The sequence below is a fragment of the Massilioclostridium coli genome, assembly GCF_900095865.1.
GTDB classification, from domain to species: domain Bacteria; phylum Bacillota; class Clostridia; order Oscillospirales; family Ruminococcaceae; genus Massilioclostridium; species Massilioclostridium facile.
This window is the reverse complement of sequence record NZ_FMIZ01000007.1, coordinates 1,275,000-1,296,894: the sequence shown is the minus strand read 5'-3', so window position 1 is coordinate 1,296,894 and position 21,895 is coordinate 1,275,000. Positions and strand designations below refer to the sequence as shown.

The 21,895-nt window shown below is 38.9% G+C and carries 19 protein-coding genes and 2 pseudogenes; 15 read left to right on the top strand and 6 right to left on the bottom strand.

What is annotated here, in order from left to right; all coding sequences use genetic code 11:
- Positions 1-10: 10 nt before the first annotated feature.
- From murG to ftsZ, 4 genes are all read left to right on the top strand, one after another.
- Positions 11-1,129, top strand: a complete 1,119-nt coding sequence (murG, locus tag BQ2683_RS11040) for an undecaprenyldiphospho-muramoylpentapeptide beta-N-acetylglucosaminyltransferase (RefSeq protein WP_069989083.1) — start codon at positions 11-13, stop codon at positions 1,127-1,129.
- Between the two features lie 66 nt (positions 1,130-1,195).
- Positions 1,196-2,458: a UDP-N-acetylglucosamine 1-carboxyvinyltransferase gene (murA, locus tag BQ2683_RS11035; protein WP_338061275.1), complete on the top strand. Its 1,263-nt coding sequence runs from the start codon at positions 1,196-1,198 to the stop codon at positions 2,456-2,458.
- A gap of 14 nt (positions 2,459-2,472) precedes the next feature.
- A complete protein-coding gene (locus tag BQ2683_RS11030; RefSeq protein ID WP_069989081.1) occupies positions 2,473-3,300 on the top strand; it encodes a cell division protein FtsQ/DivIB in 828 nt (275 codons plus the stop codon).
- Between the two features lie 183 nt (positions 3,301-3,483).
- Positions 3,484-4,584: a cell division protein FtsZ gene (ftsZ, locus tag BQ2683_RS11025; RefSeq protein WP_069989541.1), complete on the top strand. Its 1,101-nt coding sequence runs from the start codon at positions 3,484-3,486 to the stop codon at positions 4,582-4,584.
- A 221-nt stretch (positions 4,585-4,805) separates the two neighbouring features.
- Here ftsZ and BQ2683_RS11020 read toward each other — a convergent pair.
- The 3 genes and pseudogenes from BQ2683_RS11020 to BQ2683_RS11015 all read right to left on the bottom strand — a co-directional run bounded on the left by BQ2683_RS11020 (position 4,806) and on the right by BQ2683_RS11015 (position 7,050).
- Positions 4,806-6,147, bottom strand: a pseudogene (locus BQ2683_RS11020) (DUF4368 domain-containing protein).
- A 2-nt stretch (positions 6,148-6,149) separates the two neighbouring features.
- Positions 6,150-6,338, bottom strand: coding sequence for a hypothetical protein (locus BQ2683_RS12960; protein ID WP_235843915.1), 189 nt, complete (start codon positions 6,336-6,338; stop codon positions 6,150-6,152).
- 385 nt (positions 6,339-6,723) lie between these two features.
- Positions 6,724-7,050: a winged helix-turn-helix transcriptional regulator gene (locus BQ2683_RS11015; protein WP_022268433.1), complete on the bottom strand. Its 327-nt coding sequence runs from the start codon at positions 7,048-7,050 to the stop codon at positions 6,724-6,726.
- 134 nt (positions 7,051-7,184) lie between these two features.
- Between BQ2683_RS11015 and BQ2683_RS11010 the strand changes: the two genes are divergently transcribed.
- The 4 genes from BQ2683_RS11010 to BQ2683_RS10995 all read left to right on the top strand — a co-directional run bounded on the left by BQ2683_RS11010 (position 7,185) and on the right by BQ2683_RS10995 (position 10,025).
- Complete coding sequence (locus BQ2683_RS11010; RefSeq protein ID WP_069989080.1) at positions 7,185-8,084, top strand: radical SAM protein; 900 nt, start codon at positions 7,185-7,187, stop codon at positions 8,082-8,084.
- A gap of 15 nt (positions 8,085-8,099) precedes the next feature.
- Positions 8,100-8,981, top strand: coding sequence for a radical SAM protein (locus BQ2683_RS11005; RefSeq protein WP_069989079.1), 882 nt, complete (start codon positions 8,100-8,102; stop codon positions 8,979-8,981).
- Between the two features lie 404 nt (positions 8,982-9,385).
- Positions 9,386-9,832, top strand: a complete 447-nt coding sequence (locus BQ2683_RS11000; RefSeq protein ID WP_069989528.1) for an RNA polymerase sigma factor — start codon at positions 9,386-9,388, stop codon at positions 9,830-9,832.
- Complete coding sequence (locus BQ2683_RS10995) at positions 9,822-10,025, top strand: helix-turn-helix domain-containing protein (protein ID WP_006876091.1); 204 nt, start codon at positions 9,822-9,824, stop codon at positions 10,023-10,025. Before BQ2683_RS11000 ends, BQ2683_RS10995 begins: the two co-directional genes overlap by 11 nt.
- A gap of 1,336 nt (positions 10,026-11,361) precedes the next feature.
- On the opposite strand, the gene nadA is transcribed toward BQ2683_RS10995, so the two are convergent.
- The 3 genes and pseudogenes from nadA to BQ2683_RS10980 all read right to left on the bottom strand — a co-directional run bounded on the left by nadA (position 11,362) and on the right by BQ2683_RS10980 (position 15,323).
- The gene (nadA, locus tag BQ2683_RS10990) at positions 11,362-12,285 is read right to left on the bottom strand and encodes a quinolinate synthase NadA (protein ID WP_338061268.1); all 924 of its coding nucleotides are present in this window, start codon (positions 12,283-12,285) and stop codon (positions 11,362-11,364) included.
- 226 nt (positions 12,286-12,511) lie between these two features.
- A pseudogene (gene tnpA / locus BQ2683_RS10985) lies at positions 12,512-12,972 on the bottom strand (IS200/IS605 family transposase).
- A 182-nt stretch (positions 12,973-13,154) separates the two neighbouring features.
- Positions 13,155-15,323 (bottom strand): DUF7657 domain-containing protein, encoded by a 2,169-nt coding sequence (locus BQ2683_RS10980; RefSeq protein ID WP_069989077.1) that lies wholly within the window; start codon positions 15,321-15,323, stop codon positions 13,155-13,157.
- Between the two features lie 311 nt (positions 15,324-15,634).
- On the opposite strand from BQ2683_RS10980, the gene BQ2683_RS13450 reads away from it, so the two are divergent.
- The 7 genes from BQ2683_RS13450 to BQ2683_RS10950 all read left to right on the top strand — a co-directional run bounded on the left by BQ2683_RS13450 (position 15,635) and on the right by BQ2683_RS10950 (position 21,822).
- The gene (locus tag BQ2683_RS13450; RefSeq protein WP_159427379.1) at positions 15,635-15,772 is read left to right on the top strand and encodes a hypothetical protein; all 138 of its coding nucleotides are present in this window, start codon (positions 15,635-15,637) and stop codon (positions 15,770-15,772) included.
- Between the two features lie 195 nt (positions 15,773-15,967).
- Entirely contained in the window at positions 15,968-16,573 is a 606-nt protein-coding gene (lepB, locus tag BQ2683_RS10975; RefSeq protein ID WP_083256468.1) for a signal peptidase I, read from the top strand.
- A 25-nt stretch (positions 16,574-16,598) separates the two neighbouring features.
- On the top strand, positions 16,599-17,474 hold the full coding sequence (gene ylqF / locus BQ2683_RS10970) for a ribosome biogenesis GTPase YlqF (RefSeq protein ID WP_069989076.1): 876 nt from the start codon (positions 16,599-16,601) through the stop codon (positions 17,472-17,474).
- Entirely contained in the window at positions 17,471-18,433 is a 963-nt protein-coding gene (locus tag BQ2683_RS13835; RefSeq protein ID WP_069989075.1) for a ribonuclease HII, read from the top strand. The genes ylqF and BQ2683_RS13835 overlap by 4 nt, the downstream gene beginning before the upstream one ends.
- Entirely contained in the window at positions 18,433-19,326 is an 894-nt protein-coding gene (locus BQ2683_RS10960) for a dipeptidase (RefSeq protein WP_069989074.1), read from the top strand. Before BQ2683_RS13835 ends, BQ2683_RS10960 begins: the two co-directional genes overlap by 1 nt.
- Positions 19,327-19,551: 225 nt before the next feature.
- The gene (thrC, locus tag BQ2683_RS10955) at positions 19,552-21,042 is read left to right on the top strand and encodes a threonine synthase (protein WP_069989073.1); all 1,491 of its coding nucleotides are present in this window, start codon (positions 19,552-19,554) and stop codon (positions 21,040-21,042) included.
- A 102-nt stretch (positions 21,043-21,144) separates the two neighbouring features.
- Positions 21,145-21,822: a metallophosphoesterase gene (locus BQ2683_RS10950; RefSeq protein WP_069989072.1), complete on the top strand. Its 678-nt coding sequence runs from the start codon at positions 21,145-21,147 to the stop codon at positions 21,820-21,822.
- The last annotated feature ends 73 nt before the right edge of the window (positions 21,823-21,895 follow it).

Genomic DNA, 21,895 nt, shown 5'->3' with positions numbered 1-21,895 from the left:
GGTGAAAAGAATGAAAGTTTTGTTAGCAGCTGGTGGAACCGCAGGACATATTAACCCTGCAATCGCAATTGCGGATACCATTCAAAAACAGGATCCATCCGCAAAAATCTTGTTTGCGGGGACGCCAAATGGGATGGAATCCACTCTGGTTCCCAAAGCAGGGTACCATTTTGTTCCCATTAAGGTAAGGGGATTTCAACGAAAACTGACCTTAAAAAATATTGCCCGTAATATTGACGCGGTAAAATGCTTGATGACTTCTGATTTTGTGGCAAACAAAATCATCAAAGAATTCCAGCCGGATCTGGTGATTGGAACCGGTGGGTATGTTAGTGGACCAATCGTAAGGAAAGCAGCCCAAAAAGGGATCAAAACGGCAATTCATGAACAAAACGCTTACCCTGGCGTTACCAATAAAATGCTTAGTAAACAGGTGGATTTGGTAATGCTGGCGGTGGAAGAAGCAAAAAAAATGTTCCCACAGCAGGCAAATATGGTGATTACCGGAAACCCGATCCGGGAAAGTATCTTATCCACAACAAAAGAAGAAGCTCGGAAAGAATTGGGGATGGATGATGAAATGTGCATCCTCTCGTTTGGAGGAAGTTTAGGCGCTGTCAAAGTCAATGAAATTGCGGCGGATATTATGCAGTGGCACAATAAAAAGAAAAAGGTGAACCATATCCATGCCTGTGGCAGATTGGGAAAGGATATTTTTCCACAGATGCTAAAAGAACGCCATGTGGATTTAAACGGAAACCCAAGAATAGATGTACGGGATTATATCCATAATATGGATACTTGCCTGGCAGCAGCAGATTTGGTGATCTGTCGTGCTGGAGCGATTACTTTAAGTGAATTAGAGGCTACTGGAAAGGCGTCCATTTTAATTCCTTCCCCAAATGTAGCGGAAAACCATCAATATCATAATGCGATGGTGCTACAAAACCATGGCGCCGCTGTTGTAGTGGAAGAAAAAAATTATGACGCCAAGGAAATGGTTGCCCTGGTGAATGGTTTTTATGAGGACCGGGACAAGTTGCGCCGATTTAGCAAAAATGCTTCTAAATTGGCAATTTTGGATACATCTGATCGAATTTACAACGCACTGCAAGAGATCATGCAGTAACGGTAGCAATTTTTCCACAAAATACATAGGATATCCTGCAAAGAAATTTTTATCTGCTTTGTGGGGGTGTTTTGGTTGGAAGAATTGAAAGTATATGGAGGCAATCCCCTTATAGGGGAATTGTCGGTGCAGGGTGCCAAGAACAGCTCTTTGCCGTTGTTGGCAGCAGCAGTTTTGGTAAAAGGAAAAACGGTATTACATAATTGCCCCCGTTTACGGGATGTAGAGATTGCGTTCCAGATTATGCGCCACCTTGGCTGTATTGTCAAACGGGAAGATGATACTGTAGAAATTGACAGCACAACGATTTCTTGCTCTGAGATTCCAGAAGTGTTAATGGGAGAAATGCGTTCCTCTATTGTATTTTTAGGAGCGATTGTAGCCCGTACAGGGATGGCGACCGTAAATTTTCCAGGTGGATGTGAGTTAGGACCCAGGCCAATTGATCTGCATCTGGCTTGTCTGCGTCAGTTGGGGATTCTAATTGATGAGCACAATGGAATTTTGGATTGTTCGATTGATAAACTAAAGGGGAGTAAAATTACCCTTTCTTTTCCCAGCGTAGGCGCAACTGAAAACGCGATCCTTGCTGCTTGTACAGCGGAAGGGGAAACAATCATTACTAACGCTGCGGCAGAGCCAGAAATTGTAGATTTAGCTTGTTTCCTGAACCGTTGTGGAGCTAAAATTTATGGGGCTGGGGAAAAGACAATTGTGATTCAAGGAGTTTCCCGGCTACAGGCATCGGAATACCGGGTGATTCCCGACCGGATTGCTTTGGTCACCTGGCTTTGCGCTGGTGCTATTACAGGTGGAGAATTATTGTTAAAACAGATTGTTCCAGAACATATTGAAGGCGTACTTCCCTTTTTAGAGCAGACTGGCGTCAAATTGCTGGTAGATCATCACAATATTTATCTCCGTTCTACCGGAAAATTGAATGCCATGAGTGCTATCCGGACGATGCCATATCCGGGGTTCCCAACAGATGCCCAGCCCATGATGATGGCATTGGCTTCAAAAGCGGCTGGGACAACAGTTTTTGTAGAAAATATATTTGAAAATAGATACAAACATGCAGTGGAACTGACCAAAATGGGGGCGGATATCACATTGGAAGGCAAAGTTGCTGTAGTAGAAGGTGTCCCTACCTTATCTGGCGCCCGGGTAAGGGCGACCGATTTGAGAAGTGGAGCTGCATTGGTAGTTGCCGGTTTGGCCGCGGAAGGGATTACCTATATTTCAGATCCTTATCACATCGATAGGGGCTATGAGCCAATTGAGGAAACACTGTGCCAGTTGGGTGCGGTAATGAGCAGGATCAAATAAATCGGAGGTTTTGGATGAAAAAGGACGTTCCAATTAAGCGAAAAGTAAATCACCGTCCTGATCCCCGTGAACAGGCAAGAGCTGCAAGCGGGGTGAAGCGCAGAAAACGTCGTTTGCGCAAATACACCATTTACTATATACTGCTGTTGTTGATTGTGCTTACGGCGATGATTACCTTGTCTATGACGGTGTTTTTTAATATACGGGCATTTGATGTACAGCAAACTGGGGAGTACACAGCGGAACAGTTAATTGCATCCACTGGCGTACAAAAGGGAGATAATCTTTTACGCTTAGATACGAAAAAAATCCGGCAAGAACTTTTAAAACAATATATCAATTTGGATGATGTAGAGGTAAAAAGAAAATTACCGGATACCTTGCAAATTATTTGTATACCATCCGAGGTAAAATGTAGTATCCAAACTGACGGCGGTTATTTATATATTAGTAACGGAAATCGTATCCTCGAAATCAACCAGCCGGAACCAAAAGCCGGAACAGTTGTGATAAAAGGCTGTACGGTAGAGCAACCAGAAAAGGGAAAATATCTAAGTGAATTACATGTTTCTGATATAGACCGCTTACGAAAGTTGCAAGAAATACTTGGGATGATAGAATTTCCTGATATTACCTCTATTGATATTTCAAATCCATTACAAACAGATATTACCTATCAAAACCGTATTGTCATTCAAATCCAAAGCAGTGATGATATGGAGTATTTATTGCAGGCAGCAAAAAAAATTATTCAAGAAGATATTGGTGTTTCTGAAACAGGAAGGATTTTTTACGTACAAAGTACGCAGAGTATACATTTTCTGCCAGAAATGGTCGAATAACCCCTATTTTTCGGGATTTTTTCATGCAAAAACTTTTTGAAAAAATTATAAAATCTTCTACATAGTGTTGAAATTCTAATTGAAATCTGATAAAATAAACATTATGATTATTATGTTATTTATCATAGATTACAACGACCAATTTGGATGTTGATATAGGAGGACGTAACAGTGCCAAATACAATGATTGAGCATGGGGCAGAACAAGTTGTTAATATTACAGTAATTGGTGTTGGCGGTGGTGGAGGTAACGCCATTAACCGTATGGTAAGCGAAGGACTTTCTGGTATGGAGTTTATCGCAGTAAATACCGACCGCCAGGTGTTGAGTAAATCGTTGGCTTCCCAAAAGGTTGAAATTGGTTTAAAAGCAACCAAAGGAACTGGTGCAGGCGGTGACCCAGAAAAAGGGGAACAGGCTGCGGAAGAAAGCCGGGAAGAGATAGCAACCGTATTAAAAGGAACTCAGATGCTGTTTATTACAGCTGGAATGGGTGGTGGAACCGGAACAGGTGCAGCTCCCATTATTGCGCAGATTGCCCGTGAAATGGGAATTTTAACCGTTGGTGTTGTTACAAAACCATTTAAATTTGAAGGTGCCCGCAGAATGTTGCAGGCAGAAGCAGGGATTGCGGAATTGAGAAAAAGTGTAGATTCTTTAGTCGTTGTTCCAAATGAGCGGTTAAAAATGCTTTCTAATCAGAAAATTACTTTGGCAAATGCTTTTGAAGCAGCTGACAATGTGTTAAAACAAGGTGTTCAGAGTATTTCTGAATTAATCAATACTACTGGTTTTATCAACTTGGATTTTGCTGATGTCAGTACCATTATGCGTGATGCCGGGTATGCCCATATGGGTGTTGGATATGGCCAAGGTAAAGAAAAGGCAATTGAAGCAGCTGAAATGGCAATTTCCAGCCCATTGTTGGAAACCTCTATCGAGGGTGCAAAGGGCCTGATTATCAATGTAACAGCATCTCCAAATATTGAATTTGATGAAGTAGAAGCCGCTTCCGGTAGAATCAGTGAAGCTGTTCACCCAGATGCAAGTATTATTTTTGGTGTGGCGTTTGATGATTCTTTGGAAGATGAAATGCGGGTTACTGTAATTGCCACAGGGTTTGATACGGATTTTAAAGAGAAAATTTCAAAAACCACTATGGCAGATGTCAACAATAATACTCCAGCAGAAGAAAAAGCCCCAGAACCAAATCCTGCTGTAGGATTAGATCCAGATGACCATACTTTTGATGTAATTATGGATATCTTTAAAAATAAAAATTAAGGAAAAAACTATTAGGATTATATTAAAAATTCCCTCAGAAGAATCTGGGGGAATTTTTTCTTGTTCTCATAGAAATTTTTGATTTTACCATGAAAGGTATCACGTAAAAAGAATTTTCGATTCCAAGTTCAAGAGATTTGTTAGAAAAGCACTAGAAATCAAGGGTTTCAGGTTACAAGGAAGTATATTTTTCAATTAGGCGGTATAGCCCCGTTCAAGGGCTATGCCGTCTTTTCCTGTTTATTGGCTTCTTTCTGTTCTGCCTGCGGGTCAGTCGGCAAATGAATTTCTCCTACAAAGTTAAAGACAATATCTACTTTCTGAAAACGCTTGCCGTCTATCTTCTCCGGCGCATGGACAATGATTTTCTTCACAAACTCATTAACGATAGTGGGCGTTAATTCTGTTATTCCCACATACTTGCGGATAATAGCGGCGAAGCTGTCAAAGTCGCTTTTATTCTGTTCGTAGGTATCAACTTCCTGCTGTTCTGCCTTTACCTTTTCTGTCAGTTCTTTCTGTTCTGCTTCATACTCAGCGGACAGTTTCAAAAACCGCTCATGGCTGATTGTGCCGTTGATGTCGTCCTCATAAATCCGCACAGAATACTAAGCCGGAAAACATTCCCTGCCGTTCTGCCTTTGTGGGGCGGCGTTTATTTGCCCTTAATTCCTGTACCCGTTCAAAGACAGCTTCTTCAACGATTGTTTCATGGGTGTTGCGGAAAATCGCCTGCTGTTCTTTTGTGGTGGGAATACGCTTTTTCAGCTTGTGGGATTTGGAATAGCTTTTGAAGTTTACAGTATGCCCGCAGTAGTCCATGCGCTCTAAAATGCCAACAATCGTGCTGTCTTTCCAGTTATATGGATTGTCAGGCAAGGATTTTCCCTTTTTCTTTGAATAATATGCTTTTGCTATCAGCACTTTATCTGCTTTAAGTACTTTGGCTATTTGCGACGGTCCTTTTCCGGCAACACATAAATCAAAAATCCTCTTTACCACAGCGGCGGCTTCTTCATCTACAATCCATTTCTTTCTATCATTGGGGTCTACCTTATAGCCGTAAGGCGGCTTAGTCAGATGTTCTCCTGCCATACCCTGCGCCCGCTTGATTGCCTTTACCTTTTTACTGGTATCTTTGGCGTAAAAATCGTTAAACAGGTTTCGGAAAGAGGTAAAATCATTGTCGCCCTTTGCACTGTCTACACCGTCATTGATTGCGATATAGCGCACATCTCTTTCAACGAAAAAGATTTCTGTATAGTAGCCGACTTTCAGATAGTCACGCCCCAAGCGGGACATATCCTTGACAATAACGGTCGCTACATTTCCGGCTTCAATCTCTGCAATCATACGGTTAAAATTCGGTCTGTCAAAGGTTACACCGGAAACGCCGTCATCAATGAAAAAGACCGGATTTGTAAAGCCGTTATCCGAAGCATATTTTGTTAAAACTGCTTTTTGATTGACAATGCTGTTGCTGTCCCCGTCCAATGCGTCCTCTTGACTTAAACGGGCGTATAATGCGGTTATCTGTTCGGGCTTATATGTATTTGCTGTCATGTTCATTCCTCCTGTAATGAACGCCCGACAGACAGGTTGCTATCTTTATTATAGCGGACATCTTTTCCTTTGTCAGTAGGCGTTTTGAGGTTTTCTGATTTTATGAGCCGCTTCATCTTTTCAAAAAGTGGTTCAGAGCCGCCGCAAGAGGTAGACACTTCATAGAATGTGCCACCGATTTTATAAATCACTGTTTCATCTGTCGGATGCCCTGTTTCTGCCTATCATCTGTTATTTCCTGTTTTTGTTTCCGTTCCATTCCTTTCCCGTCCTTTCTTTGATTTGTAATGTGATAAGTTTCTCAGCAAGCATAGGAAAAGAGTACCCTTTTCCGAAAATGCCCTGCATTTTGCTTGTTGGGAAGTATCCCAAACCCTCTGATTTTCCTCTCACTACCTACAACACCGTACAGAGCGATTTTGCCGAAGTTTTGGAAGAAATTTTTCAAAAAGTTTTTCTTACTTCCAAGTACGCCGGATTTGCAAAAATGCCAAAGACAAGAAAAAGAAAAACGCCATAATCCAAAAGTGATTACAGCGTATTCGACCATATAAATTCAATTTTTATTTAAGGATTTTAATTCAGATTATTTTCTCCCCATTGTTTCATAAATTCTAAGACAGGCATAAAACTTTTGCCAAGTTCGGTCAATGAATATTCTACTCTGGGTGGGACTTCCTTGTAGTCAAAACGGGAAATAAAACCGTCTGCTTCCAGTTCACGCAATTGCTTTGTCAGAGAGGATTCTGTTATATCTCCGATGTGTCGGCGTAGTTCTCCAAAACGTTGTATATTTTGAAATCCAATATAATAAAGTATTTCAATTTTCCATTTTCCGCCTAAGATTTTTTGAATTGTAGAAACAGTGGCACAACGCTCAATCGACATTTGGCTTTTCTTCATGTATTAACCCTCCAATCAATTACAATATACCATTCTTACAATCAAAAATCAATGTACTATAAAAAAGTACAGTACTTTTCAAACAAGCGTACAGTGATATAATGAGGATAGCAAGGGAGAAAGGAGAGATTTTCATGCACTATACAGGAACGATTTGGCGACCGCCTTATGAAGCGTCTTCACTGCTTTTGGAAGTAACGGCAGGCTGTACACATCATCAATGTAAATTCTGCACTTTATATGACGATTTACCGTTTAAATTCAGAATGACACCTATGGAAGATATTGAAGCCGATTTAAAGGAAGCTAAGGGACAATTTCGTATATGGATTGGTCATAAAATATTCCGTACTTTTTTAACAGGGGCAAATCCTTTTATCTTAAAGGCTTCCCGTTTAATTGAAATTTCAGACCTGATACGGCGGTATTTTCCAACGAATCAATCAATCGGGTGCTTTTCAAGAATTACAGATATTACATTAAAAACAGACGAGGAACTTTTGCAGTTAAAAAATGCAGGATATGATGGCTTGACCATTGGAATCGAAACGGGTGATGACGAAGCCTTAACTTTTATGCACAAGGGATACACTTCAAATGATATTGTCCTCCAATGTCAGCGTTTGGACAGAGCAGGTATCAGCTATAACTTTTTCTATCTTACAGGAGTATCCGGTGCAGGAAAAGGAGAGATAGGAGCAAGAAAAACAGCAGAGGTATGCAATCAACTGCACCCTCAAATCATAGGCGCAAATATGCTTACCATCTATCAAAACTCTGAATTATATGAGGAAATTCAAAAAGGAAACTGGAAAGAAGAACAGGAAATCGAGAAATACAGGGAATTGAAAACCCTAGTCGAACATTTGAATATTCCTGTCTGGTTTGCCGCCGGAGGTGCTTCAAATGCTATTCCGATTCAAGGTACACTGCCGCGAGATACCAAGAAAGTTATTTCTGTATTGGAACGAATTATTAGCAGTGTTGATGAAAATGAACTGCGAAATTATAGAAAAAATCTCCGGCATTTGTAAAGGAGGAATCCAATATTGCACTTTACAGGAAGAACATGGCGACCACCTTATGAAGCAAGTTCCTTTATTGTACAAGTAACGTCCGGTTGTACACATAACAAATGCAGTTTTTGCAGCCTGTATAAAAATGAGTGCTTCCGTATGTCGCCATTAGAAGAATTTAAAGAGGACTTAGCAGAGCTGGCAAGTTATCAACCTACTGCAAGACGTATTTTTTTAACAGGTGCAAATCCTTTTGTGATGAGTTATGAAAATTTAGCAGAACGGGCATTGCTTATTCATGACTATCTTGTAGAATGTCAGACGATTGCTATGTTTTCCAGTATTCGTGATATAAAAAATAAAAAGGTATGGCAGTTAAAAAGGCTTCGAAGTTTAGGGATTAACGGAATCAGTATTGGTACGGAATCGGGCGATAACAGCACTCTGCTTTTAGCAAATAAGGGCTATATTGCAAAGGACTTGATTGAACAATGCAGAAAATTAGATGAAGCAGGAATTGAATACTATTTTGTATATATGACAGGACTTGCCGGAAAAGGAAATGGTTATCGAAATGCTGTCAATAGTGCGAAAGTATTCAGTAAAGTAAATCCGCGTTTTATTTCCGTAGATTCATTGACACTATTCCCCGATACAGAATTGTATCGAATGGCACAGGAAAGGGAATTTATCCCTGCGGGAGAAAAAGAGCGTTTAGAAGAATTACAGACATTTATTAAGCATTTGCAGATACGAACCCATTTATTTGCAAACTCTGTTTCTAATTTTTATCCAACCACTGCTTTTCTCCCAAAAGAACGTGATAGAATCGTAAGTGAACTACAATATATCATAGATACAGTCAGCGAAGAAGAAATGCAGGAATACAGAAGAAATCTTCATACGCTAGGATAATGTTAGTATGCCGTCCAGCGGTAATAAAAAAACCGTTGTTGCGGTAGAGTTTTCATGCGCTCAATTAAGATATGGATTGCCAAACGGCGGTTTTGAAATAACAAGCAAAACCGCCGTTTTCTTATCATAAAAATGAGAATACAGAAGGGGGCTGATGTCGCTCTTTCAGAAATATATGGCGGTATTCAGGAGGTATCGCCATGTCCCTTTTTTACAGTTATAACTTTATTTCGTTGTTAAAAAAAGCCCATTCCATGCAACGGGATTTTGCGGTTATGAAGATGAATACACAAATCATCATAATTGCTTAAATAACTCATATTACCAAACGCCTATGCGGTTTTATGCCTGCATGGGCGTTTGTTGTAATAGCCCCCTACTGGGAAGAAAGGGGGTGAGTTATGATGAAGTATTCTGAACAATTCATGGAGCATATCGAATATGCCTTTGCCGCGTTCTGTAAAATCGTTCTCCGCAATGCGGCAATCAGCGCGTACCGCGATTTTGGACGGAAACAGAAGCATGAAGTATCACTTGACTATCTGATGTCGGAAACGTCTTTTGAACCGTTAGCAACCGATAACTATTTTGAGCAGTATGTTTATGAGAAGCCGGCTGTTTCTGTCGTTCAAGGGAAAGAAGTGGTCGTGACAAGTAAACGATTAGCCGACGCATTAGCTAATCTGTCAGAACAAAGGCGTACTGCTCTGCTGATGAATTTCTTCCTCGGTTACAGCGAAAGAAAAATCGGGAATGAGTACGGAAGAAGCAGAAGTACAGTCAACTACTGGAAACTGGCGGCATTGAAGCAGTTAAGAAAAAAACTGGAGGAAACTAAACATGAGGAATAAGAAACTGATACCCTTTGAAACCATCGAGAAAGCTGTTGCAGGCGAGCCGGAAGCCATAGACGCGGTACTGCGGCATTACACTGCGCGGATTAAATATCTGTCTACCTATCGTGGACATATCAACGACGATATTCAAGACCGTCTGAAAGCACAGCTTATCAAAGCTATCCTGCAATTCCGTTTTGACAGGTAGTAGCAAAGCCCGAAAACGCCGTCAAGGATAAAATGAACGCAAGCGTCCTTGACGGCGTTCTATGCCCTTGCTGTCAGTCAGCCAAGAGCGCAATCGGATAAACCGCTTACGCTCCCAATTTATTATGGAATGTTATACGATAAAGTGTGCTTCTCACCTGATTTAAGCGGCATTACAGCGGAGATAAGGGCAGGGGGGAGGGTTTTATACTCCTACCCTTAAAAATGGTGTTCTACTGCGTAACATAACAAACGATATTTTTATATTGCTGTTCCATTCCTTTCCATTCCGGCGGCTCTGCCGCTTTGCCTTGCCCCAAAGGAGAGGGATTAGGGAAAGGATAGGAAGGGAATGGATATTTGATTAAATCCGTATTTGGTATTTCTTTAGTTATTTATATCTTTATTTAATTGCGTTGGATTTTCCAATGTCGGATAAACCGATGTCGGAAAATCCAATATCGGATAATCCAACAGCGGAAATTATGCTGTATTCAAAAACTGTCTAATCCACCTGCTTTATAAAACTGCTGATTTGGGGTTAGGTATGTTACGCAATAGAGGGGAAAAAACGCTTGATTTATGCGGCTTGCAGAACGTGAAAAACGCTTAGACGATATTTTATACTTCTACCCTCAAAAATGACGTTCTATTGCGTAACAAAGTGAAGATAGAAAAACAGAGAGCCGACCACTATTGAAAGTGATTAACTCTCTGTTTCTGTTTGCACCCTGTCTGTCAACGTTAGTGATAAGTTGTTGTGAATACTTCCTTATCGGCGTAAAACTAAGAATAAAATTGAATTTTTAATGGGACTTATATCAGCATAACTGGTTAATTTTTGGAAAAGACAAGGGTACTGACTAAGCATTATAAAGGAATATTGCCGACAAAAGTTTTAAGATATACTGAAATTTAGTTCCCTTGTGCTATTTGTCCTAAACACTATAAATGGGGAGTTATCTTTCTACTAACATTTTTTATTGAGAGATTGTTGTTTGCATCTTGCTAGTTTATCGAAATAAAAGTGTTTTTAGGGGACTCCTTTACAGACAGATCAATCAATGAAAAAGGAGCCATATGACGACGGCCCCTTTTTATCATCCAATCATTTCATTATCAGTATTCATGATATTTACATGTTTTACAGATATTAGCGTAGTCCTTTTTCTCTTTAAACTTTTTTGGCATAGAATGAATATCAATAATACCATCAATACAATCTTGGTTTTCAACACATTCGATATCCTGCACTTTCTTGTCTACCAGAGGGCAAAATGGAAACTTATTTGCTTTATTTACCATGTTTTTAGAAAGATATTAAGCGTATATTGTGATTAAGATAAAGCAATCATATTGTCGATTGCACGTTTCGCTGCAAGGCGGAGTGTTTCTTCTAATTGGATTTCTTCCCCACCTGTTCCATTAATAGCATGATATACATCCATCAAGTTGGTTAAACGCATGTTATCACAGATTAAGCGTTTGGATAATGGGATAAATTTGCGGTCGGGGAATTGGAGACTTAATACATCGGCAATGGTTTTCTCGGTACCAATAATGCAATCTTCTGTTGTATTAGCGGCAGCTTGTAAAATAGCGGCGGTGGAACCCACTACATCTGCATATGCTAAAATTTTAGCGGGTAGTTCCGGGTGCATTAAAACCTTTGCATTTGGATATTTTGCTTTTGCTGCTTCGCATTCTTCCACTGTAATAGCATGGTGCACTGGACAGCATCCATCCCATAAAATAATATTTTTGTCAGGACATTTTTCTTTTATGTAGGACCCTAGATTTTGGTCAGGAATAAACAGGATATTTTTTTCTTTTAGGTTACGAACAATATTCAATGCGCTGGAAGAAGTAACACAGACATCACAGACAGCTTTTAGCTCCGTTGTAGTGTTGATATAAGCCACTACTTTATAATCAGGATACTGTTGTTTGAATGCTACAACACGTTCTGGGCTGATTTGTTCCGCCATAGGACAGGTCGCTTCCGCAACAGGCAAAAGGACTGTTTTTTCTGGGGAAAGTATTTTAATGGTATCTGCCATAAACCGAACGCCACACATAATAACTGTTTGTTGTGGTAAATCTTGCGCTTTTACACTAAGAGCGAAAGAATCACCTGTAATATCCGCAATTTCTTGAATTTCTGGAGCTTGGTAACTATGGGCCAGGATCGCAATATTTTTTTCTTTTTTTAGTTGTAGGATTTTATCCTGTATTTCTCTCATCATAACCTTGTTCCGCACAAACTGTGCAATCCTCCTATATCATTATTTGCTGTTCCATTACCAGCACTACCATTTATTATATCCGGCTGTAAATTTAAAGTCAACTAAAATTATATGATATAGTCATGATCACCCGTTCAACGGGTGGCATGAACAAACCCTAGAAGGGCATAATACAGACAATACCCCTAAAGGGGTTGCCAACTGCATAATTTTTTCAGGCCGCCGCTAAAGCGGCTTATTTTTATACCTTGGTATTCTTGCTACCCGTAAACGGGTCTATATATTCTTTGAATGTTAATTGATCTGCTGCAATATCCTCTTGCAGCTGGTTTCGTATATATTTTGCTATTACTTTTTTGTTGCGCCCTACTGTATCTACATAGTACCCTTTGCACCAAAATTGCCGATTCCTATATTTATACTTCAAATTTGCATGTAGGTCGAATATCATCAAACTACTCTTCCCCTTGAGATATCCTATAAATTGAGATACGTTATATTACTTACCAGCATATGGATATGATCTGGGCATGCTTCTGCTTCGATGATCTCTACTCCTTTGTTCTCACATAATTTTCTCAGTGTTTTTCCAATATCCACTTTTATTTTCCCGTAGATAATTTGTCGCCGATATTTCGGTGCAAAAACGATATGATACTTGCAATTCCATTTCGTGTGCGCTAAACTATTTGTATTGTTTATTTTGAACGATCTCCTTCATGTTTTTTGGCGGTTGGCAAACCCATTTCTATTCTACATGAAGGAGTTATTTTTTCTACTCACTGGCTTCCGCCTTTTTAGAACCATGGGCTATGCCCATGGTTTTCGTTACATAAAAATATACCGCTACACTAGAAAAGTAGCGGTAAAACCTTGATAGAGGATTAAGCATATGTTACATCATAAATATAGTATCCTTGTATTTGAGAGACCATTTGGATAGTAACAGAACTATTTGACAGACTTTCTAGCATATCACGATTGCTTAAAATATGCTTAACTTCTAATTTTTCCATATCATTTACATTTAGGTCTAATTGAAATAGATCAGGTGACTCATTAGACTTAAATGTTGAATCTTCTGTATTAGTTAACTCAATTCCAATATGAGCATAACGATTATAAATATCATTATATTCACCTTTTGGGTCCAATAATTCCCAACGATCAATATTTGGATAAACATTTGTAGAGTTAATAGTCGGAGCACCCACCATAATGGGAAGATTAATAATAGGGAAGAAAGCGGAATCTACAATCCACTTTCCTGTTCCTTGATCTTCATGGGTAATATTATAAATTTCTTGTGTTAAAGGATTATCATAAACCACTGATAGTCCTTTATTTATTGGGTTAACAAGTCCACCTGCAAATAAAACCATTCCTATACATAGTAACGGAAAAATAGATTTTGCCCATTTTCGGCAGATTTGCAAAATAATAAAGGTGAAAATTGCTACCACGCAACATATGACAATTAAACGCATCTTAGTTGCATAGACGGGTTCATCAATATTACAAAGGAATGCAATAATAATTCCTGTAAAAATAGAAATTATTATTGATAATAAATAAGAAAATTTTGCTTTGAAAAGAGTAAGTGCACGGAATAGAACTAATAAATTAATAAAACCTAATGGTACTATAACACGTTCTGGCTGACAAAAACTGAGTAGAGTTATTTTGGATAATATTTCTGGCCACGGCAATGCGCAATATGCAAATAAAAAGATGTCAGAAATCATAAAGCTGATAAGATATGGGTCTCTTTTTTTCTGTTTGAATATAACCCATAATCCTAATAAGAATCCAATTGGTGCAAAGTCAATAAACGCAGAAGCTTCACATGTATTTTTAATAAGATTTTCATTCCAAAATGGGAAGAAGAGATTTAATAAGGAAGTAAATGCAGAAATGCCCTCTCCTCCGCCAGTTAGCTGCCTAGATCCAGGATATACTGTATTCATAGAAGCGGAAATAACATCATGGGATTTTAAAAATATGGCAGCCATACTTCCACCAAGTAGTACAATAAAGAGAAACCAAATTGGAATATCTTTTTTCCAATTAAAACAAAATTTTTTGCGATTTGCTAGAATAATACCAATTAAAACAGCTAAAAAAATGTAACCAAATGGTATTTGCCAAGATGGATAGAATGTTAAAATATATGCTCCACCGCAGATTACAAGTCCCAACATTAATAAAATGCGATAACGATATTTTTGAGTTCTCATATAATGGTAAACAATTAAAATAGCTAGTTGTCCGAAAATCAGCATTTCGACAAAACCACAAATTGCAAACCACCATTGTACTGTTGGGGCAAACGCAACTAATGCGGCATACGCAACAGATAAGCCTTTTCTTTGTTTGGTAATAAACATACCAAACTCCAAAGAAACAAGGAATAACGCGATTAACCTACCATACCAGAAAAAAGATAACCCTTTTGCTGGGCCTAATGCCAGATATCCCCAATGGAAAGGGCGAAAAATTTCTGCCCAAGTCCAAACAGGTTGAGAATAAACAATAAAAGTATCAGTGGCAGCGCCACGGATTGTATCACTAAAATACGGAAAGGGACCGGATTGATTGAAATATTGAGAAAATGCCATTGGTGTTTGTACTGCCCATTCATCGCTGCGGATGGTGCGTTCTATACCAAATACGACACTATCTGTATTGGTATCATTTGGAAGATAATGTTTCCACATTGCAATAGAAGAACCACTTAATTCAAAAATAACACAAATCGCCAAAATAATAATACCAATAACATATCTCCATCGATAAACTTGTTCTCCAATTTTTTTTCGATAGGGGAATGTCAAAAAGAACAACAAAAATGTTATTACAAATAAAATGAGTACAACCCAAATATTAATTGATGACAGCATATCTTTGGCACCAAGAACCATTTGATCGATTTGCTGCATTGTGCTTGAATTGCCTATTGCAAAAAAAGCAACTAAAAAAATAGAGACTACCAGAGAAATTAAGGCAACAAAGGCTGTGTCTTTTCCTGTTCGTCTCTCAGATAATAATTTCATAATAGCTGAATATTCCTCCTTTTAATTTCAAATTAAAATTATTTTAAATCACCGTTTTGTTGTATATTCTTTTTGCATTTTATTAACTTTACAACTATTCGGTAAAACTACGAATAATATTCTAACATTATGAGGGTATTTCGTCAATCAATATTTTATAGAATATACTATTCTCAAAAAAATAATATCTATGAAAATTTTTTATTTTAATTTTTTAAGGATTTAACATTCCGTTCATTGAACATTTTATTACTTTGGTGTATAATATATCATACTAATTCATAATAATTTTATGATTTTGGGAGGGTATCATGAAAAAGTTTTTGCAATTTGTGATGGGCGTTGCTGTTGTACTGGCTTCTATTCGATTGGTACAAATGTTGATAGAATACGCATATGAACATTTGGGCAAACGCTATGTTACCTCAGAGGAATTGAACCAGAAATAGAAATGGACAAGAACGGGCCGTCAATTTTAGGCGGTTTGTTCTTTTTGTTTTAGTTTACATTTTATTGGAAATGTGATAATATAATAGAATAGTTTCCATGATTTTAGAGATGGATTTCTTTCTTTTTTGGAAGAAACACTAATAAAATCTATTTTGTATTTACGCTATGAACTAACAGTAAAGATGGTGGGATAAATGGTAGAAGAATCAATTCAAACAGACCAAACCTTACAACAAGAAAAAATACAACAACTAGTAAAAATGAAGAGGAGAAGGTTCCCACCAATTCCAAAATGGAAAAAAGACTTGATGGATATGGTTGAGGTAATGGTAGCGGCATTACTGGTTTTAGTGCTGGTATTTACTTTTATTTTCCGTATTGTTGGAGTAAAAGGGGATTCTATGCGGGAAACTTTACATAATAATGACCGCCTCATTATTTCCCATTTAATGTATGAACCAAAACAGGGGGATATTGTAGTTGTAGAACTGCCAGAATTATTTGATACCCCAATTATTAAGCGTATTATTGCGACCGGTGGGCAAACAGTGAATATTGAAGAAGACGGGACGGTTACCGTGGATGGAAAAGCATTAGACGAAAGCTATACCAATGCCTTTACAGAACCAAAAGAACTTCAATTTCCAATTACCATACCAGAGGGAGATGTGTTTGTAATGGGGGATAATCGTACCAACTCTACCGATAGCCGAGATTTTGGCTATGTGAATGAAAAGAATATTTTAGGTAAAGTAGTGATACGGTTGTATCCAATTAATAAATTTGGCACAGTGAATTAAAGAAACAGAAAGGATATTAAAATTAATGAACGAGCAACAGCCTACCATTCAATGGTTTCCAGGGCACATGAAAAAAACCGAACGGTTGATTGAAAAAAATTTACCTTATGTGGATGTGGTAGTAGAACTGATTGATGCCCGTGTTCCATACAGCAGCAGAAACCCTTTGCTGGGAAAACTGATTGGAAATAAGCCACGTGTTGTATTATTAAATAAATGTGATATGGCTGACCCAAATGTTACCGCAAAATGGTTGCGCTGGTTCCAACAGCAGGGAATTCCAGCTATGGCGGTCGACTGCCGTACTGGGAAAAATATTAAGAAATTCCAGCCATTTGTCCGTGAGGTATTGAAAGAAACTATTGAACGTCGTGCCAATAAAGGGATGATTGGTAGAATTGTACGAGTTATGGTGGTAGGAGTTCCGAACGTGGGAAAATCTACCTTTATTAATAAACTAGCTGGATCAAAACGAGCAAAAGCGGAAGACCGTCCAGGAGTAACCCGTGGAAAACAGTGGGTTCACATTGAAAATGATGTGGATTTACTGGATATGCCTGGTGTGCTGTGGCCAAAATTTGAGGATCCTCAGGTAGGGATACACCTTGCGTTTACTGGAGCGATTAAAGATGATGTGATAGATTTAGAATATTTAGCAATGCAGTTATTGGAATATTTAGCACAACATTATCCAGAGCGCTTAAAAGAACGGTTTAAGTTGGAAGACACTTCTGATATGGAGGCATATGAACGGTTAGAAGCTGTGGGAAGAAAACGTGGTATGTTGATTTCCGGCGGGGAAGTGAACACAGAGCGTGCCGCAATAGTCACTTTGGATGAATATCGAAGCGGAAAACTGGGCTGTATCTCTTGGGAAGAGCCTTCGGAGGAAACAGCATGACTTTATATGATTATGACAGGGAACAGCAGATTTCCTGTCTATGTGGTGTAGATGAAGCGGGACGAGGACCTTTGGCTGGCCCTGTAGTGGCAGCAGCGGTTATTCTTCCATTGAATGAAGAAATTGAAGGAATCAACGATAGCAAAAAGCTTACTGAAAAAAAGCGGGAAGCCCTTTGTGAACAGATTAAGCAAAAGGCAATTGCTTATTCGATTGGTTCGGCCTCTGTAGAAGAAATTGATACTTATAATATTTTACAGGCCACTTTTTTAGCAATGAAACGGGCGGTAGAAGGATTAAATAGAAAACCAGATTTTGTATTGATTGATGGCAACAAAAATCCCGATGTGGGAATCCCCAGCAGGTTTGTTGTGAAAGGGGACGCTACCTCTGCCAATATCGCAGCAGCTTCTATTTTAGCAAAAGTGACCCGTGACCATTATATGATGGAACTGGATCAGCAGTATCCTGAATACCAACTTGCCAAGCACAAAGGATATGGCACAAAACTCCATCATCAGATGATTTTGGAATATGGAATGGCACCAATTCATAGAAGGAGCTTTTTGGTAAAATTGCGGGCAAAGGAGCCTTCTATTAGCTTATATCGTGGAGAATACGGGGAGAAGATCGCTTATGGCTATTTAAAGAAGAATGGCTATACCGTTTTGGCGAAAAACTATCACTCCCCTTATGGAGAAATTGATTTAATTGCACAAAAAGATGGCATCCTCAGTTTTATTGAAGTAAAATTACGTGATGTCAGTTGCCTTTATGAGGCGGAGGAATCTATTACTAAAACGAAACAAAAAAAGATTATCCAAACTGCAGAATATTTTTTGCAGCAACATTCAACCCAATTGCAACCTAGATTTGATATCATTGGCATTACCCTTTTAGGAGAACAACAGGTAAACATTCGATTTTTGTCTAACGCCTTTGTATTGGAGGAATCATGATGAATTATTTTGACCTGCACTGTGATACCATTTATGAATGCTTAAAAACTAACCAACAACTAGACCATAACGATTTGTCAATTGATTTGTATCGGGGACAATCCTGTTCCAATTGGGTACAGACATTTGCTTTTTGGATTTCCGATGATTTGCGAGGGGAAGCCGCTTACCAGGATTTTTTAAGACAGTATGATTTTTTTCAATCCCAATTGGAGCAAAATACACAATTGAGATTGTACGATGGTAAAGCTTTTTCTAACTATTGCAACGCAATATTATCTGTAGAAGGTGGAGCTGTTTTAGCAGGAAAAATAGAACGGATTCAAGAGCTTTCCAAACGTGGAATTCGCATGTTGACCTTGTGTTGGAACGGTGAAAATGAAATTGCTGGAGGGGCACTGTCTCAGGGCAGGTTTACCAAGTTTGGAAAACAAGTGGTAAAAGAACTAGAACAGCAAGGGATTATCGTGGATGTTTCCCATCTGAATGAACCTTCTTTCTGGGAATTGTGTGATTTTGCTGAAAAACCATTTATTGCAACCCATTCCAATGCGAAAGCGATTTGTAATCACCCAAGAAATTTAACTGATGATCAAATTATTGAAATCCGAAATCGAAAAGGTCTAATAGGTTTAAATTTTTATTTGGACTTTCTTGCAGAACGTACGCCGGTTATTATGCAGAACTTATTCCAACACATTGATTATTTCTTAAATTTGGGCTGTCAGGATGTATTGGCGATTGGATCAGACTTTGATGGCGCTACAGTGCCAGAATGGCTTTGTGGAATTGAAACAGTTGCAAACCTATATGAAAATATGGTAGAATACTATGGGCGAGACATAGCAAATAAAATTTATTTTGAAAATGCACAGAATTTTTTCTCTCACTAAGTTCTGTCATCTTATAAAAAGAAATCTATTTATGTTTTCCTAATAGGATAAAAATATGGATTGAATAATTGAAGACATATGCTCTATAAAGATAGTCGTCTCACAAAATATAGGAAAAACATAAATATACTCGTTTATCAAATCAGATTACTCCGTTGATATGAAAGAATGGATAGTATTATTGTAAAAATAGAAATTTTAATAATAAAGGAAGCGTGAAAAAAGATGTTGTATAACAGCACCCGAAACAATCAGGCAGAAGTTTCTGCTGCACAGGCTATTGTCCAAGGAATTTCCAAAGAGGGCGGTTTGTTCGTGCCGGAATCCTTTCCACAGGTTGCGATGGAAGACCTGGTTGCTATCAGTTCTAAAGGTTATGTGGAACGTGCAGAGTTTATCCTGGGTAAATTTTTAACGGATTTTACTCCAGAAGAGCTGCACCATTGTGTGAGCAATGCTTACCGCGCGGATAAATTTTCCAGTGACAGCACAGCGGAACTGGTACATATTTATAGCGGGCGTTATATGTTGGAGCTCTGGCATGGCCCAACCTGTGCGTTTAAAGATATGGCGCTGCAATTGCTCCCATATTTGTTAACCACTTCCGCAAAAAAAGTATTGTCTGATAAAGAGATTGCCATTTTAGTTGCAACCTCTGGTGATACTGGAAAAGCTGCTTTAGAAGGCTTTAAAGATGTAGAGGGGACAAAAATGCTGGTGTTCTATCCAGAAGATGGCGTCAGCAATATCCAGAAAAAACAAATGGTCACCCAGGAAGGGAACAACCTGGAAGTATGTGCGATTAAAGGGAACTTTGACGATGCGCAAACTGGTGTAAAGCAAATTTTTACCGATAAAGCGTTGGCGGAAAAATTAGCGGAACACAATATTGTATTTTCCAGTGCTAACTCGATCAACTGGGGCCGTTTGGTGCCACAGATTGTTTACTATTTCTCCGCTTATTGTGATTTGCTGAAAAACGAACAGATTCAGCCTGGAGAAGCAATCAATGTTGTAGTGCCAACCGGGAACTTTGGCAACATTTTATCCGCTTATTACGCAAAGAAAATGGGGCTTCCTGTTCAAAAATTTATCTGTGCTTCCAATGAAAACAATGTGTTAACTGATTTTATCGCGACTGGGATATATGACAGGAACCGTCCGTTCCACACCACGATTTCCCCATCCATGGATATTTTAATCTCCAGTAACCTGGAACGTCTGATATATGATATGTATGATCGGGATGACAAAGCAGTTTCCGCTTTGTTTGACCAGTTGGCAAAAGACGGGCGTTATGAAGTGTCCGATGCGGTAAAAGCAAAAATCCAGCAGGAATTCTATGGTGGATGCTGTGATGACGAACAGACAAAACAGACCATCCAGCATGTGTTTGAAAAGTATTCTTACTTGTGTGATACCCACACTGCTGTTGCGGTTAAAGTATATGAAGACTATCGGGAAAAAACTGGGGACACCACAAAAACGGTGATTGCTTCTACTGCTAGTCCATATAAATTCACTAACAGCGTATTGGCTGCCATTGGCGGGGATACCACGGTGGATGATTTCACACAGATTGAGGAATTAAGCAAATTGTCCAATACCGAAGCGCCAATCCAATTGGCAAGCTTAAAAGAAAAACCGGTTCGTTTTACCCAATCTATTGAGAAACAAGAGATGGAAGCAACCGTATTAAAGGCATTAGGATTATAGTAAAACAGAGGAAAAGGCGGGCAATTTTTCTGTCCGCCTCTGGTTTGTCCCGAAGTCTGGTAAGCTGGCTTTCTTGGCGACATACGGAAAAGGAGTTGGAACATGAGTTTATACACAATTGGAGATCTGCACCTTTCATTGGGAGTGGATAAACCCATGGATATTTTTCCAGGCTGGGAAGGATATGTGGAAAAACTAGAACAGAACTGGCGGCAAAAAATTCAGCCAGAAGATACCGTGGTCATTGCTGGGGACATTTCTTGGGGAATGAATATGGAACAGGCAAAACCGGATTTTGCTTTTCTCGACCAGCTTCCAGGGCGGAAAATCCTATTAAAGGGGAACCATGACTATTGGTTTTCCACTAAAAAAAAAGTAGAGGATTTTATCTCGTCCAATGGCTTTTCCACGCTGAACATTCTGTTTAACAATTCCTACGAATATGACAACTGGTCATTGTGTGGAACCCGTGGCTGGATCAATGAACCAGGGGAACCCGCCGACCAGAAGGTGTTGCTGCGAGAGGCGGGAAGACTGACCTTATCCTTACAAACGGCAATAAAACAGCCAATGGTATTTTTACACTACCCACCAATTTATGCGGGAAACCGCTGTGAGGAAATGCTTCATGTTTTGGAAGATTACCAGGTAAAGCGGGTATTTTATGGCCATTTGCATGGAAAATCCTGCGCCTATGCGGTAGAAGGGGTGCAGCATGGAATTGAGTACCGGTTAGTATCCGGAGATCATATTCTATTTAATCCTGTGAAAATTATGTAATTTCTATACAAAATTATCATTGGAATTGTAGAAAAAGAGAAAAAAAAGAAAAAAAGAAAAAAACGCTTAACAG